General features: G+C 61.2%; 17 protein-coding genes. 8 read left to right on the top strand and 9 right to left on the bottom strand.

All coding sequences use genetic code 11. The features are described from left to right. Positions 1-106: 106 nt before the first annotated feature. Complete coding sequence (locus tag FEE99_RS25090) at positions 107-784, top strand: response regulator transcription factor (protein ID WP_016773623.1); 678 nt, start codon at positions 107-109, stop codon at positions 782-784. Next, positions 781-2127: an ATP-binding protein gene (locus FEE99_RS25085; protein WP_041479570.1), complete on the top strand. Its 1347-nt coding sequence runs from the start codon at positions 781-783 to the stop codon at positions 2125-2127. Before FEE99_RS25090 ends, FEE99_RS25085 begins: the two co-directional genes overlap by 4 nt. 95 nt (positions 2128-2222) lie before the next feature. On the opposite strand, the gene FEE99_RS25080 is transcribed toward FEE99_RS25085, so the two are convergent. After that, positions 2223-3221 carry an AraC family transcriptional regulator gene (locus tag FEE99_RS25080; protein WP_041479571.1) on the bottom strand — a complete coding sequence of 333 codons (999 nt, stop codon included), beginning with the start codon at positions 3219-3221 and terminating at the stop codon, positions 2223-2225. A 347-nt stretch (positions 3222-3568) separates the two neighbouring features. Between FEE99_RS25080 and FEE99_RS25075 the strand changes: the two genes are divergently transcribed. Together FEE99_RS25075 and FEE99_RS25070 are read left to right on the top strand one after the other, a co-directional pair. Continuing rightward, the gene (locus tag FEE99_RS25075; protein ID WP_024013978.1) at positions 3569-4903 is read left to right on the top strand and encodes a dicarboxylate/amino acid:cation symporter; all 1335 of its coding nucleotides are present in this window, start codon (positions 3569-3571) and stop codon (positions 4901-4903) included. 145 nt (positions 4904-5048) lie between these two features. Then, the gene (locus tag FEE99_RS25070; RefSeq protein ID WP_041479572.1) at positions 5049-6230 is read left to right on the top strand and encodes a CaiB/BaiF CoA transferase family protein; all 1182 of its coding nucleotides are present in this window, start codon (positions 5049-5051) and stop codon (positions 6228-6230) included. Between the two features lie 107 nt (positions 6231-6337). On the opposite strand, the gene FEE99_RS25065 is transcribed toward FEE99_RS25070, so the two are convergent. Continuing rightward, on the bottom strand, positions 6338-6832 hold the full coding sequence (locus FEE99_RS25065; protein ID WP_041479573.1) for a SprT family zinc-dependent metalloprotease: 495 nt from the start codon (positions 6830-6832) through the stop codon (positions 6338-6340). 148 nt (positions 6833-6980) lie between these two features. Further along, positions 6981-7583 (bottom strand): Yip1 family protein, encoded by a 603-nt coding sequence (locus tag FEE99_RS25060; protein ID WP_016773629.1) that lies wholly within the window; start codon positions 7581-7583, stop codon positions 6981-6983. Positions 7584-8008: 425 nt separating this feature from the next. On the opposite strand from FEE99_RS25060, the gene ttcA reads away from it, so the two are divergent. Together ttcA and FEE99_RS25050 are read left to right on the top strand one after the other, a co-directional pair. Beyond that, positions 8009-8833 (top strand): tRNA 2-thiocytidine(32) synthetase TtcA, encoded by an 825-nt coding sequence (gene ttcA / locus FEE99_RS25055; protein ID WP_024013975.1) that lies wholly within the window; start codon positions 8009-8011, stop codon positions 8831-8833. A gap of 81 nt (positions 8834-8914) precedes the next feature. Beyond that, positions 8915-9589 carry a DNA-3-methyladenine glycosylase I gene (locus tag FEE99_RS25050; RefSeq protein WP_016773632.1) on the top strand — a complete coding sequence of 225 codons (675 nt, stop codon included), beginning with the start codon at positions 8915-8917 and terminating at the stop codon, positions 9587-9589. Positions 9590-9735: 146 nt separating this feature from the next. On the opposite strand, the gene FEE99_RS25045 is transcribed toward FEE99_RS25050, so the two are convergent. Genes FEE99_RS25045 through arsC form a run of 3 tightly spaced genes read right to left on the bottom strand, consistent with a single transcriptional unit; the run spans position 9736 to position 11107 of the window. Further along, positions 9736-10161, bottom strand: a complete 426-nt coding sequence (locus FEE99_RS25045; protein ID WP_041479574.1) for a DUF2069 domain-containing protein — start codon at positions 10159-10161, stop codon at positions 9736-9738. Then, positions 10161-10757, bottom strand: a complete 597-nt coding sequence (gene wrbA, locus FEE99_RS25040; protein WP_041479575.1) for an NAD(P)H:quinone oxidoreductase — start codon at positions 10755-10757, stop codon at positions 10161-10163. Before wrbA ends, FEE99_RS25045 begins: the two co-directional genes overlap by 1 nt. Next, entirely contained in the window at positions 10754-11107 is a 354-nt protein-coding gene (arsC, locus tag FEE99_RS25035) for an arsenate reductase (glutaredoxin) (RefSeq protein ID WP_041479576.1), read from the bottom strand. Before arsC ends, wrbA begins: the two co-directional genes overlap by 4 nt. Before the next feature lie 113 nt (positions 11108-11220). On the opposite strand from arsC, the gene FEE99_RS25030 reads away from it, so the two are divergent. Next, the gene (locus tag FEE99_RS25030; protein WP_041479577.1) at positions 11221-11685 is read left to right on the top strand and encodes a TlpA disulfide reductase family protein; all 465 of its coding nucleotides are present in this window, start codon (positions 11221-11223) and stop codon (positions 11683-11685) included. 145 nt (positions 11686-11830) lie between these two features. Here FEE99_RS25030 and FEE99_RS25025 read toward each other — a convergent pair whose 3' ends face one another. Both FEE99_RS25025 and FEE99_RS25020 read right to left on the bottom strand, forming a co-directional pair. Next, positions 11831-12235: an META domain-containing protein gene (locus FEE99_RS25025; RefSeq protein ID WP_041479578.1), complete on the bottom strand. Its 405-nt coding sequence runs from the start codon at positions 12233-12235 to the stop codon at positions 11831-11833. Then, positions 12235-12669 (bottom strand): hypothetical protein, encoded by a 435-nt coding sequence (locus FEE99_RS25020; protein WP_039757838.1) that lies wholly within the window; start codon positions 12667-12669, stop codon positions 12235-12237. Before FEE99_RS25020 ends, FEE99_RS25025 begins: the two co-directional genes overlap by 1 nt. A 134-nt stretch (positions 12670-12803) precedes the next feature. Here FEE99_RS25020 and FEE99_RS25015 point away from each other — a divergent pair, with 134 nt between their 5' ends. Then, positions 12804-13262 (top strand): hypothetical protein, encoded by a 459-nt coding sequence (locus tag FEE99_RS25015; protein ID WP_041479579.1) that lies wholly within the window; start codon positions 12804-12806, stop codon positions 13260-13262. 6 nt (positions 13263-13268) lie between these two features. Here the strand turns inward: FEE99_RS25015 and FEE99_RS25010 are convergent, their stop codons facing one another. Next, a complete protein-coding gene (locus tag FEE99_RS25010) occupies positions 13269-14258 on the bottom strand; it encodes a 2-hydroxyacid dehydrogenase (protein ID WP_041479580.1) in 990 nt (329 codons plus the stop codon). Between the last annotated feature and the right edge of the window lie 59 nt (positions 14259-14317).

Genomic DNA, 14317 nt, shown 5'->3' with positions numbered 1-14317 from the left:
AAATGGGTGTATCGGCCGACACTTGCTTGGCTGATCCACCGTATTCGCGAGCAGGCTCGCTCCCACAGGTAGTTGCCTGGAGAGTTCAAGTGATAGGGAGAAAGGCATGAAACTGTTGGTCGTCGAAGACGAGGCGCTGTTGCGTCATCACCTGCAAACCCGTCTGACGGAGAGCGGTCATGTGGTCGAGTCCGTGGCCAATGCCGAGGAGGCGCTGTACCAGACCGGCCAGTACAACTTCGATCTGGCGGTGATCGATCTCGGCCTGCCGGGCATGGGCGGCCTCGACCTGATCCGCCAGTTGCGCTCGGGCGGCAAGACCTTCCCGATCCTGATCCTCACCGCGCGCGGCAACTGGCAGGACAAGGTCGAAGGGCTCGCCGCCGGTGCCGACGATTACGTGGTCAAGCCGTTCCAGTTCGAAGAACTCGATGCGCGCCTGAACGCATTGCTGCGCCGCTCCAGCGGTTTCACCCAGTCGACAATCGTCGCCGGGCCTTTGCTGCTCGACCTCAATCGCAAACAGGCCAGCCTCGATGAACAACCGCTGGCGCTGACCGCTTACGAATACCGCATCCTCGAGTACCTCATGCGCCATCACCAGCAAGTGGTGCCCAAGGATCGCTTGATGGAGCAGCTGTATCCGGATGACGACGAGCGCGATCCGAATGTCATCGAAGTGCTGGTCGGCCGTCTGCGCCGCAAGCTCGAAGGCCCGGCCGGGTTCAAGCCGATCGACACCGTGCGCGGCCTCGGTTACCTGTTCAATGAGCGCTGCACTTGATCCGTTCCCTTCGCGTTCGCTTGATGCTCGCCGCCACCACGCTGGCGGTGTTGTTCATGCTTGCCTTGCTGCCAGCGATGCAGGGCGCCTTCAGCCTTGCCTTGCAGGACTCGATCGAGCAACGCTTGGCGTCCGATGTCACCACATTGATTTCCGCCGCACGGGTGGAAAACGGTCGGCTGGTGATGCCGTCGCAATTGCCGGACGAACGCTTCAACCTCACCGACTTCCGTTTGCTCGGCTATATCTACGACCGCGACGGCAAGTTGGTGTGGCGTTCGAAAGCCACCCAGGAAGAACAGATCAACTACAAACCGCGCTACGACGGCCTCGGCAATGAGTTCGCGCGGATCCGTGAAGCCAGCGGTCAGGAATTTTTTGTCTACGACGTCGAAGTCAAATTGCTCGGCGGCAAAAGCGCAGCGTTCAGCATCGTCGCTCTGCAACCGGTACGTGAATACGAAATCACCCTGGAAGGCCTGCGCGAAAATCTCTATCTGGGCTTCGGTGCGGCATTGCTGGTCTTGCTGGCGCTGCTATGGATCGGCCTGACCTGGGGCCTCAAGGCGCTGCGCCGATTGAGCCAGGAACTCGACGAAATCGAAGGCGGTACTCGCGAAAGCCTGACGGAAAAACACCCGCGTGAACTGCTGCGCCTGACCGGCTCGCTCAACCGCTTGCTGCTCAGCGAGCGCCAGCAACGCAGCCGCTACCGCGACTCCCTCGACGACCTCGCCCACAGTCTGAAAACCCCGCTGGCGGTACTGCAAGGTGTCAGCGAAGACATGGCCCAGCGCCCCGAAGACCGCGATCAGGCGTGGGTTCTGCAAAGTCAGATCGAACGCATGAGCCAGCAGATCAGCTACCAACTGCAACGGGCCAGCCTGCGCAAAAGCGGCCTGGTGCGCCATCAGGTGCGCCTGCAACCGGTGCTCAAAAGCCTTTGCGACACGCTGGACAAGGTCTACCGCGACAAACACGTACGCGTCACCTTTGATCTGCCGGAGCACTGCTACGTGCCGATCGAGCAGGGCGCCTTGCTGGAAATGCTCGGCAACCTGCTGGAAAACGCCTATCGCCTGTGCCTCGGCGAAGTGCGGGTCAGCGTGCGCGAGTCCTTGGCCGGGATCGAATTGTGCGTCGAGGACGATGGGCCGGGTGTGCCACTCGATCAGCGCGCGCGGATTCTCGAACGCGGCGAACGCCTGGACGCCCAGCATCCGGGGCAGGGCATCGGGCTGGCGGTGGTCAAGGACATCATCGAAAGCTACAACGCCCGTTTGGCCTTGGGTGATTCACCGATGGGCGGGGCGGCGTTCAGGATTGATTTTCCTGCGGTGTGAAGGTTGGCAGTGCCAGCCTCTTCGCGAGCAGGCTCGCTCCCACCTTGAAACGCATTCTCCTGTGGGAGCGAGCCTGCTCGCGAAGGCGTCTGACTTCATAACTCCTGCGCCCGATAAGCCCCCGGTGTCAGCCCCGTCCATTTCTTGAACGCCCGGTGAAACGCCGAAGGCTCAGAGAACCCGAGCTGCTCGGCAATCTGTTGCAACGACAGCTCCGCCCGACCCAGATGGTAGATGGCGATATCCCGCCGCAGCTGATCCTTGAGTTCCTGAAAACTGCTGCCTTCCTCGCGCAAATGCCGGCGCAAGGTTTGCGGGCTGATATGCAGATGCGCGGCGACGGCTTCCAGATCCGGCCAACTCGCAGCGTCGCGACTGAGCAAGCGGCGCAGACGGCTGCTCAGGCTGTCGCCGTCGTCCGGGCGTGAGAGCAGGTCGGCGGGGGAGCGTTCGAGAAAATGCTTGAGCGTGCGTTCGTCCTGCAACAGCGGCATGGCCAGATAGCGACTGTGAAACAGCAGGCTGCTTTGCTCGGCATCAAAGGTCAGCGGGCAGGGGAACAGCAGGTCATATTCGCTGCCGTGCTCGGGGCGCGGATAGCTGAAGGTTGCCTGCTCCAGGCGTATCCGCTGGCCGATCAGCCAACTGCCGAGGCGGTGCCAGATCACCAACAAACTCTCGCTGAGAAAATGATCCGGGTCCCACCACTGCGCGTCGTCCAGACTCAAACGCACCCATTCGTCTTCGCGACGCAGGGTCAGGCGTGGAGCGTCGGGGAACAGGCTGTAAAACAACAAGCCACGTTGCAGAGCTTTCTCCAGGTTACGGCAGTGAATCGAGGCGTGGCACATCATGGCGAAGCTGCCGGGCTTGCTCGGGGCGTTACCGAAACCCAGGTATTCGTCGTCCAGCGCCAGCCACAGCCCTTGAATCAGCCGGGTGAACTGCTCAGGGGCAATCCGCGCGCGGGGCTCGTCGAGCAACTCCGGGCTGATCCCCAGTTGCTGTAACAGGCCTGAATAATCCAGGCCGCGCCGGCGCGCACCGCCAAGGGCGGCACGGGCGAAATGGCTGGCGATGGTGCGTTCGCGCATAAGCGGCAATCCTTGTTCAGGCACCGATCGTAATGGCGGGCCGGCAACGCCACAAGGCGGATTTCCGCCAAATTGCAGGACGCTGAACGCTCAGTTGGCGGAAATCCGCCATGCCTCAAGTCGCTGATTGGTGACAGGGAACTCCCGCAGGCCCTGATATCAAAAGGCTTGCTGCCATTTGCACCAATCTGGCACGACGTTTGCGATACAAGCCACAGAAGCGTGCACTTCTTCCGCCCGGGAGGATGCCGTTCCAACAACAAATCCCTCCAGTGCAGGAGGGTTCGCAATTAAGGTTCGGCGCTCGACAGATGGATGTTGCCGCTGGACGCTTGAGGAAACCTGCAATGACGACTCGTCAGCCACTGTACAAATCCCTGTATTTCCAGGTGATCGTTGCCATCGCCATCGGCATCCTGCTCGGTCACTTCTATCCGCAGACCGGTGTGGCCCTCAAGCCACTGGGTGACGGCTTCATCAAGCTGATCAAAATGGTCATCGCCCCGATCATCTTCTGTACTGTTGTCAGCGGCATCGCCGGCATGCAGAACATGAAGTCGGTAGGCAAGACCGGCGGCTACGCGCTGCTGTACTTCGAAATCGTTTCGACCATTGCCCTGCTGATCGGTCTGGTCGTGGTCAACGTTGTGCAACCGGGCGCCGGCATGCACATCGACGTCACCACCCTGGACGCCTCGAAAATCGCCACCTACGTGACGGCCAGTAAAGACCAGAGCATTGTCGGTTTCCTCCTCAATGTGATCCCGAACACCATCGTCGGCGCGTTCGCCACCGGTGACATCCTGCAAGTGCTGATGTTCTCGGTGATCTTCGGCTACGCCCTGCATCGCCTCGGCTCGTACGGCCGTCCGCTGCTGGACATGATCGATCGCTTCGCCCACGTGATGTTCAACATCATCAACATGATCATGAAACTGGCGCCACTGGGTGCGTTCGGTGCCATGGCGTTCACCATCGGTGCCTACGGTGTCGGCTCGCTGGTGCAACTGGGCCAGTTGATGATCTGCTTCTACATCACCTGCGTCCTGTTCGTCGTGCTGGTGCTGGGTGCGATCTGCCGGGCTCACGGTTTCAGCGTGTTCAAACTGGTGCGCTACATCCGTGAAGAGCTGTTGATCGTACTGGGTACGTCCTCGTCGGAATCGGCACTGCCACGCATGCTGATCAAGATGGAGCGTCTGGGCGCGAAGAAATCCGTCGTGGGTCTGGTGATCCCGACCGGTTACTCGTTCAACCTCGACGGTACTTCGATCTACCTGACCATGGCCGCCGTGTTCATCGCTCAGGCGACTGATACGCACATGGACATCACCCACCAGATCACTCTGCTGCTGGTGCTGCTGCTGTCCTCCAAAGGCGCGGCAGGTGTGACCGGTTCGGGCTTCATCGTTCTGGCCGCGACGCTGTCGGCCGTAGGTCACCTGCCGGTTGCCGGTCTGGCGCTGATCCTCGGTATCGACCGCTTCATGTCCGAAGCCCGCGCACTGACCAACCTGGTCGGTAACGCGGTAGCGACCATCGTCGTGGCCAAGTGGGTCAAGGAGCTGGACACCGATCAACTGCAGACCGAGCTGGCTTCCGGCGGTCGCGGTATCTCCGATGAGCGTGAAGAAGACGACCTGGGTGTGGCTGAAGGCCCAACCCCGAGCAATGTGAAGTAAGCATCGCTTGCACAGAAAAACCCGCTTCGGCGGGTTTTTTCTTGCCCGGAATTTGAGCGCAACGGTCACACCTGCTGACATTTGCGGTGATTGCCGCATCGGCAATGGCTGCCTAGGCTGAGTACATCGCCCAAGGAGTTCACCCATGTCTGCACCGCTGGCCTCACTGAAGATTCTCGATTTCTCGACCTTGCTGCCGGGGCCGTTCGCCTCGTTGCTGCTGGCGGACATGGGCGCCGAGGTGCTGCGCATCGAATCGCCGACGCGTATGGATCTGCTGCGGGTGCTGCCGCCGCATGATGGCGGGGTCTCGGCCAGCCACGCTTATCTGAACCGCAACAAGCGCAGTCTGGCGCTGGACCTGAAACAGCCCGAAGCGCTGCAGATCATCAAGCAACTGCTGGGCGAGTACGACATCGTCCTCGAGCAGTTTCGCCCCGGGGTGATGGAGCGTCTGGGCCTGGGTTATGAAGCGTTGAAAGCGATCAATCCAAAGCTGATTTATGTGTCGATCAGCGGTTACGGCCAGAGCGGGCCGTACAAGGAGCGCGCCGGGCATGACATCAATTATCTGGCGCTGGCGGGACTCGCCAGTTACACCGGACGCGCCGACAGCGGGCCGTTGCCGCTGGGCATGCAGGTGGCAGACGTGGCGGGCGGCTCGCTACACGGCGTGATCGGCTTGCTGGCAGCGGTGATTGCCCGTCAGCAAACCGGGCAGGGCACCCATCTGGATGTGAGCATGACCGACTGCGCGTTCAGCCTGAACGCCATGGCCGGCGCTGGCTATCTGGCCTGCGGCGCGGAACCGGGCCGCGAAGATCAGATGCTCAACGGCGGCAGTTTCTATGACTATTACCGCACCCGGGATGGGCGCTGGATGTCGGTGGGCAGTCTGGAGCCGGCCTTCATGCAGCAATTGTGCACGGCGCTGGGCCGGCCGGAGCTGGCGGCGCAAGGGTTGTCGCCCAGGCCCGAGCAACAACAAGCCTTGAAAGAGGCGTTGCGCATCGAATTCGAGCGGCACGATTTTGCAGAACTGTGTGAATTGTTCGCCGGGGTCGATGCCTGTGTCGAGCCGGTACTGAGTCTGGGCGAGGCGTTGCGCCATCCGCAGTTACAGGCGCGGGAGCTGGTGACCCAGGTGCCGCGCGGCGATGGTACGACGCAGGCGCAGATGGCCTGTCCGTTGAAATTTTCTGAGGCGTTGCCGGAGCCAAGGCATGTTGGCGCGGGGTTGGGGCAGCATACGGACGAGGTGTTGGGGGAGTTAGGGTTGAGTGCTGAGCGGATCGCCGAGTTGCGTTCGGCCAGGGTGATTCTGTAGCGCTCATGCCGCCGCCTTCGCGAGCAGGCTCGCTCCCACATTGAAATGCATTCCCCTGTGGGAGCGAGCCTGCTCGCGAAGGGGCCCGCCGATACTCTACAAAACTGTCATTCCACCCGCATTTCACCACTGAACACCAGCGTACTGCGGCAACGCCGGCATAAATACCGCCGCCCTTGCCGCACCAGGCCATGGCGCTGGGCGGTAAACGGGAAATCACTGTCGGGGCACGGGCATTTGTAGATATAGCGGGTCACGCTGCGCCGCTTGATTTCATAGGTGTGGCAGCGATCCGGTGGCAGTTCGTAGACGCCGCGCATGATCAGTTGCCACTCCTCGCCATGGGGCTGGATGCGGTCGCCGAACAGTTGATGAGCGATCAGGTGGGCGACTTCGTGGGCCACGGTCTGCTTGAGGAAGTGTTCGGTGTTTTCCCGGTACAGCTGCGGGTTGAAGCGCAGCAGGTTCTCGTGCAGATGCGCGACACCGGCTTTCTGCCCGCGCAGCTTGAGACTGACCACGGGGCGTTTGAAGGAACGTTTGAAAAAGGATTCAGCGAGTTGGTAACAATCTTCGACGCGGGTAGTGAGTTGCTCGGGCATGCTTGATGGATCTCCAGAGACGCCGAGTATGCCGCAACCCCGGCGACTTGCGAATCGCCGACCTGCCGAATGGTCGTCGCCCCAACGAGAAGGCCGCCTTGCGGCGGCCTGTATTGGCAGATGTTGTTTTTCTCAGGGAGGAAACAGGTCAGTTGGTATAGACCGGCCCGACACCCAGGCCCCAGACAATCACAGTGAACGCCATGATCGCCACCAGCACCACCAGCCCAACCGCGAGCACCGAGCTGGAAAACAGAAAACCTTCATCCGAAGGGATATTCATGAACGTCGGCAGACCGACATACAACAGATACACCGTGTAGCAGATGGCCGCCGTACCGACGATCATCCCCAGCCACATGTGCGGATACAGCGCCGCCAGACCGCCGACGAACAACGGTGTCGCCGTGTAAGTGGCGAATGCCACGCAACGGGCCAGGCTTGGATTGGCATCATAGGTGCGCGCCATCCAGTGCACGAAGGCGCCCATCACCGCGACCCCGCCGAGCATCGCCAGGTACGACATGATGGTCATCCACAAGGCGCTTTCGAACGTCAGCATCACCGGCGCGCGATTGCCGATCACCCAACCGACCTGGGTCGTGCCAATGAACGCCGAGACAGCGGGGATCGCCGCCAGAATCAGCGTGTGCGTCAGGTACATGTGGCTGATGCTTTCCTCTTGGTCGCCACGGATCTCCTTCCATTCCTGATCGGGGTGGGTAAACAGTCCCACTACGTGATGGATCATGCCATTCACTCCTCTTGTCATTGCCATCGCCCCCCAACGGAGCGCCTACGGGCCAAGATGGCCGAGCAAATACAGGTCTTCAGATGTGTGCGACCTTATGTCGCAGTATAGAAAGGACTCCAACGCACCGGTATGCCGGGCTTAGAGCAAATCGCGCTGTAAACATTGCAGGTAATCGCCTCGGGGTCTTGCTGGGAAGGCATTTTTGGGGTTGAAACACTTTTGTGGCGAGGGGATTTATCCCCGTTCGGCTGCGCAGCAGTCGCCAAGCCATACACCGCGCAGTGTCAGGCAATACGAGTTCTCAGGTTTTGGGGCTGCTTCGCAACCCAGCGGGGATAAATCCCCTCGCCACAGATGCTTCGCGCTACCAGGGTTTTTGCGTAAAATGCCGGCCTTTCGTCACACCTCACGGATTTCGCGTCATGGGCACTCTTACGGTCAACCAGAACAAACTGCAAAAGCGCCTGCGCCGCCTGGCCGGCGAAGCGGTCGCCGATTTCAACATGATCGAAGATGGCGACAAGGTCATGGTCTGCCTGTCCGGGGGCAAGGACAGCTACACCATGCTCGACGTGCTGATGCACCTGCAGAAGGTTGCACCGATCAAGTTCGACATCGTCGCGGTGAACATGGACCAGAAACAGCCGGGCTTTCCTGAGCACGTGCTGCCGGCCTATCTGAAAGAACTGGGCATCGAGTACCACATCGTCGAGAAGGACACTTACTCGGTGGTCAAGGAACTGGTGCCGGAAGGCAAGACCACCTGTTCGCTGTGCTCGCGTTTGCGTCGCGGCACGCTGTACACCTTCGCTGACGAAATCGGCGCGACGAAAATGGCCCTCGGTCATCACCGCGACGACATCGTCGAAACGTTCTTCCTCAACATGTTCTTCAACGGCACCCTGAAAGCGATGCCGCCGAAGCTGCGCGCCGACGATGGCCGCAACGTGGTGATTCGCCCGCTGGCGTACTGCAACGAGAAGGACATTCAGGCCTACTCGGACCTCAAGCAATTCCCGATCATCCCGTGCAACCTCTGCGGCTCGCAGGAAAACCTGCAGCGCCAGGTGGTCAAGGAAATGCTCCAGGACTGGGACCGCAAGACCCCGGGCCGTACCGAGTCGATTTTCCGCAGCCTGCAGAACGTGGTGCCGTCGCAACTGGCCGACCGCAACCTGTTCGATTTCACCAGCCTGAAGATCGACGAAACCGCGGCTTCGCGTTTCGTCAATGTCGTCAATCTGTAAACACAACCTGTAGAAGCAGGCCCTGTGGTTGAGGGGACAGCTTCTGCATGGGTTATTCATTTCCAAACCTCAGGAGAGGGCATGCGCGATTACAAGTGGCTGCACGAATACTGTCTGAACCGTTTTGGTTCGGCGGCTGAACTGGAAGCCCATCTGCCCGTTCCCAAGACCCCCGCGCAACTGCGCAAGATCCGCGATGACCGCTATCTCTCGACCATGGCCTTGCGGGTTTTTCGCGCCGGGCTCAAGCACAGCCTGGTCGACGCCAAGTGGCCGGCGTTCGAAGAAGTGTTCTTCAAGTTCGATCCGGAAAAAGTCGTGCTGATGAGCGCCGAGCACCTTGAGCGGCTGATGCAGGATGCGCGGATCATCCGCCATCTGGGCAAGCTGAAAAGTGTGCCGCGCAATGCGCAGTTCATTCTCGATGTGGAAAAGGACAAGGGCAGCTTCGGCGCGCTGATCGCCGACTGGCCGGTGACCGATATCGTCGGTCTGTGGACCTATCTGAAAAAGCACGGCCACCAACTCGGCGGGCTGTCGGCGCCACGCTTTTTGCGCATGGTCGGCAAGGACACGTTCGTGCCGAGCTACGACGTGGTCGCGGCGCTTAATGCGCAGAAGATCGTCGACAAAGTGCCGACCAGCCAGCGCGATCTGGCGACGGTGCAGAACGCGTTCAACCAGTGGCACGAACAGAGCGGCGGACGGCCGATGAGCCAGATTTCGATGATGCTCGCCTATACCGTCAACCATTGAGTCAATCCGATCGTTCCCATGCTCCGCGTGGGAATGCCGCCATGGACGCTCCGCGTCCACTGTGACGCAGAGCGTCACGGGATGCATTCCCACGCGGAGCGTGGGAACGATCATTTGGGAGCGAGCCTGCTCGCGAAAGCGGTTGGTCAGGCGACGGAGACTTCGCCTTCGCCAGCCAATTTGCGATTCAACTGATAGCGCCAGCGCACATACAGCAGCGCCGAGCAGAACACCGCCAGGCTCGCGGCCATTTCCAGCAGGCCGAACAGCTGCCGGTTGGGGTCGTACGCCGCCAGGGCGCCTTTGATGAAGTACAGGTTCACCACAAAACACATCCACGAATGGCCACGGGCGCTGCCCATGATCATCGCCGGGGCGAGGACCAGCCACGGGATCAGCTCGACCAGCAGAATCACCCAAGGCCGCGCGCCATGCAGATCGGCGAACAGCAGGTAATAAGCCGCCAGCAAACCGGCGAGGGCGAAGAAGCTCAGCAGGCTGAGCACGCGCATCGCCTTCACCCGTGGCTCAAGCCACTCTATCGAGGGCAGGACTTTCGGCTTCTTCGCCATCAGCCCACCAGCTTCTGTGCGGTTTTCGCCAGGCGCAGACCAAGTGCGCGACACAGCGCCACTTCGTGCTGATCAAGACCGTTCTTGCCGTCGGCACCGGCGTGATGGCTGGCCCCGTAAGGCGTGCCGCCACCTTCGGTTTCGAGCAGGGCCGATTCGCTGTAGGGCAGGCCGGTGATCAACATGCCGTGATGCAACAGCGGCAACATCATCGACAACAGCGTGGTTTCCTGACCGCCGTGCAGGCTGGCGGTGGAGGTGAACACGCCGGCCGGTTTGCCGACCAGCGCGCCGGTCAGCCAGAGGTTGCTGGTGCCGTCGAGGAAGTACTTGAGCGGCGCGGCCATGTTGCCGAAACGCGTCGGACTGCCCAAGGCGAGGCCGGCGCAGTTCTTCAGATCATCGAGGCTGGCGTAGAGCGCGCCTTCAGCGGGAATCTCCGCCGCCACCGCTTCGCACTCGGTGGAAATCGCCGGCACTGTGCGCAGACGCGCTTCCATTCCAGCCTGCTCGATGCCACGGGCGATTTGCCGGGCCATCTCGTTGGTCGAACCGTTGCGGCTGTAGTAGAGAACCAGAATGTACGGCGTGCTCATGGCAACAACTCCAGCACGTTTTCCGGTGGGCGACCGATGACGGCTTTGTCGCCTGCTTCAAGAATCGGCCGCTCCATGAGTTTCGGGTGCGTGGCGATGGCGTCGATCAGCTGCTGCTCGCTGAGGCTGGCGTCGGCCAGATTCAGGGTTTTGTATTCCTCTTCACCGCTGCGCAGCAGCTGTCGCGCGCTGATCCCGAGCTTGCCGAGCAGGGCCTTGATCTGCGCGGCGCTGAGCGGCGTTTCCAGGTAGCGCACGACATTCGGATGCAAGCCGCGGGCTTCGAGCAGTTCCAGCGCGCCGCGGGATTTCGAGCAGCGCGGATTGTGATAAAGCGTCAGATCGGTCATGGCGGGTCGCTTCTGGCGTAAAGTGGCGGCTATTCTAACTGTGCGGCGCGCAATCCAGAACCGTCAGAGGCGATGGGTCGCAGGCGCTTTCGAATTTTCACAAGGAACACGACATGACACGGCGATTGGCAGCGGCATTGACGATAATCGGGGCGTTGATGCTGGGGGGCTGCGGTAATGATTACGGCATCGACCAGAACGGCCAGAAGGTAGCGTCCGAACGTCTGGACAAGCAGTGGGTGGTGCTCAATTACTGGGCCGAATGGTGTGGCCCGTGCCGCACGGAAATTCCCGAGCTGAATCATTTGGCTGATGAGCTCAAGAGCAAGAACGTCGGGGTGTTCGGGGTCAATTTCGACAACGTGCAGGGCGCGGAGCTGAAAGAGGCAAGCGAAAAACTCGGCATCAAGTTCACCGTGCTGGCGCAGGATCCGGCCGAGCTGTTCGACCTGCCGCGCAGTGAGGCGCTGCCGGTGACCTTCATCGTTGATGACAAGGGCAAAGTGCGTGAGCAGTTGCTGGGCGAGCAGACGGCGGCGGGGGTAATGGCGAAGCTGGAGGCGTTGCGGAACAAGTAACCTGTGGCGAGGGGATTCATCCCCGTTGGGCTGCGTAGCAGCCCTGAATTTGCAGTTCGCCTGGAACTGCGCAGGGGGGCCGCTTCGCGACCCAACGGGGATGAATCCCCTCGCCACGGGTAACCCCTGTGGGCACAGAAGGGGCTTAGCCCTCTTCGAGCCACCAGCGCAACGGTTTGCCTTCAGCCGGCCAGAAGCGTATCTGCTCGATTGGCGAAATGTCCCAGCGCTCGACTTTTTCCAGCGCCTGCAAGAAGCGTTGTTCCTGCTCCATCAGCGCCGGGGCGCAGAGCTTGCGGGTCTTGCCGATCTTGCCGAAGCTCAGCTTGTCGCCGTCCTGCGTGTAGGGTGCGAACCAATGGTTGCAGCCGCCGTTGCCGTAGGCGCGGCCGTCATCGCCGAGGGTCACGGTCAGATGGCTGTAATCCATCAGTGGTCGCTCGCCGATCCATTCCAGAATGTAGCTGCGGTTGTGCTGCAGTTGCACCGGCTCTGCGGCGCAACCAGCCAGGCCGACACCGATCAGTGCGGTCAGGGCGAGGCGTTTCATCATGCAGGCTCCTGGCATTTCGGGCACAGGTGCTTGTCGCCGACGGCTTTCCAGCCGAGCTCGGCGATGCGCGCGGTGGCGGCGGGTTTCTCGGCGGTCTTGCCGAGTTTGGCATCCACGGCGAACTCGAAACTCAGCTCTTTCGCGCAGCTATCGCAGTTGACCTGCCAGGTGTGAATGGCCAGTTCGCCGAACACCGGGCCTGTGGTCATCGCGGTCCATTGGCCTGGCGGATTGATCAAGTGGCGGACCGTGTCGACGGTCAGGCGCATGGACAAATCCTTGCTGCCTTTGAGGGTGACCAACAGGGCGTCGCCGATGCGGATCGAGCCACCGTTGCCGGTCACCTGATAGCGGCCCGGAACGAGGGCGCGGCATTCGGTGAGGGTGTGTTGCGGGTTCATCAGGGTGTAGCGGAAATCGTGTTCGACCATGGGTCCTCCAAATATGCGCGACATGCTAGCACGGGCTCGATTACAGAATGATGCACGCGTGCGACCTTCGATCCGGTTCAAATGCAGCGACAGTCATGGCAAACTGCCGGCCCCCGAATCTGAAGGAACGGAACATGGCGCTGATCGAATGTTATGAATGCAAGCGGAGCATCAGTTCCGAAGCGCTGGTGTGCATTCACTGCGGCGCGCCGATGGCCGAGCACGCCGCCATGCAGGCGCAATCGACGGCGGCACCGGTGCAAGCCGCGACGATTTCCTTCGGCAGCCTGCCACGCAACAACGCAGTGCCCGAGGCGGTTGCGCCGCCAGTGTCCGAGCCTTTACCCAAAGTGATGCCGGCAGCAGCAGGGCGTCGCCGTCGTCAGCAGGCCGCAGAACAGGCCCGCGAGGAGCAGCAACCGCTCAACGCCGATGGCAGCCGCCCGTTGGAGGGCTGGCTGAAAATCATGGTGTTTCTGCTACCGGCGTTTTTTGTCTGGTTCCTGCTGCGCAACGGCCATTCGAGCAAGCAGCGCCTGCTCGGTTTCGGCTGGCTGGGCTTGCTGATCCTGGCGTCTTCGCTGTCCAAGTAAAACGGTTCAACCCTCGACCTGGTTCTGCGGCGCACCTGCCGCCCAGGTCGCGATGTTGTGCAGGGTGGTCGCGGCAATCGAGCCCAATGCTTCGCGGGTCAGAAACGCCTGATGCGCGGTGATGATCACGTTGGGAAACGTCAGCAGACGCGCCAGCACATCGTCCTGCAACGGCAGATCGGAGCGATCCTCGAAAAACAGCTGCGCCTCTTCCTCGTAAACATCCAGCCCCAGATAACCGAGTTGGCCGTCCTTCAGCGCGTCGATCAGCGCCGGCGTGTCCACCAGCCCGCCACGCCCGGTGTTGATCAGCATCGCCCCCGCCTGCATGTGCGCCAGTGAATCGCGATTGATCAGGTGCTTGCTCTGCTCGTTGAGCGGGCAATGCAGACTGATGATCCGCGACTGCGCGAGCAACTCCGGCAGGCTCAGATAACGTGCGCCCAACGCCAGCACCTCGGGATTGGGATACGGATCGCAGGCCAGCAATTCACAGCCGAAGCCGTGCATGATTTTCGCGAAGGTCGCACCAATCTGCCCGGTGCCGACGATGCCGACGGTTTTGCCGACCAGATCGAAACCGGTCAGGCCATGCAGGCTGAAATCGCCTTCGCGGGTGCGGTTGTAGGCGCGATGCAAGCGACGATTGAGGGCGAGGATCAGCGCCACCGCATGCTCGGCCACGGCGTGCGGCGAGTAGGCCGGCACACGAACCACGGCCAGGCCAAGGCGTTTCGCCGCCGGCAGGTCGACATGGTTGTAACCGGCCGAACGCAGGGCAATCAGCCGCGTACCGCCAGCAGCGAGGCGTTCGAGCACCGGTGCGCTGAGGTCGTCATTGATGAACGCGCAGACCACTTCGTGCTGCTCGGCCAACGCCGCCGTATCGAGGCTCAGTCGCGCCGCTTGAAAATGCAATTCGAGCCCGGCCGGGCAGTCGGCGCCGAGAAAGCTGTCGCGATCGTAGGTCTGACTGCTGAAAAAGATTGTGCGCATGAATCCTCCTGGAACATCGACGCGGGCCGCAATGGCCCGCGACAACTGTAGCGCTTTGC

This window comes from Pseudomonas sp. ef1 (genome assembly GCF_007293365.2).
Taxonomy (GTDB): domain Bacteria; phylum Pseudomonadota; class Gammaproteobacteria; order Pseudomonadales; family Pseudomonadaceae; genus Aquipseudomonas; species Aquipseudomonas siliginis.
Note: the sequence above shows the minus strand (reverse complement) of the source record. Positions and strands in the feature narration are given on the sequence as shown.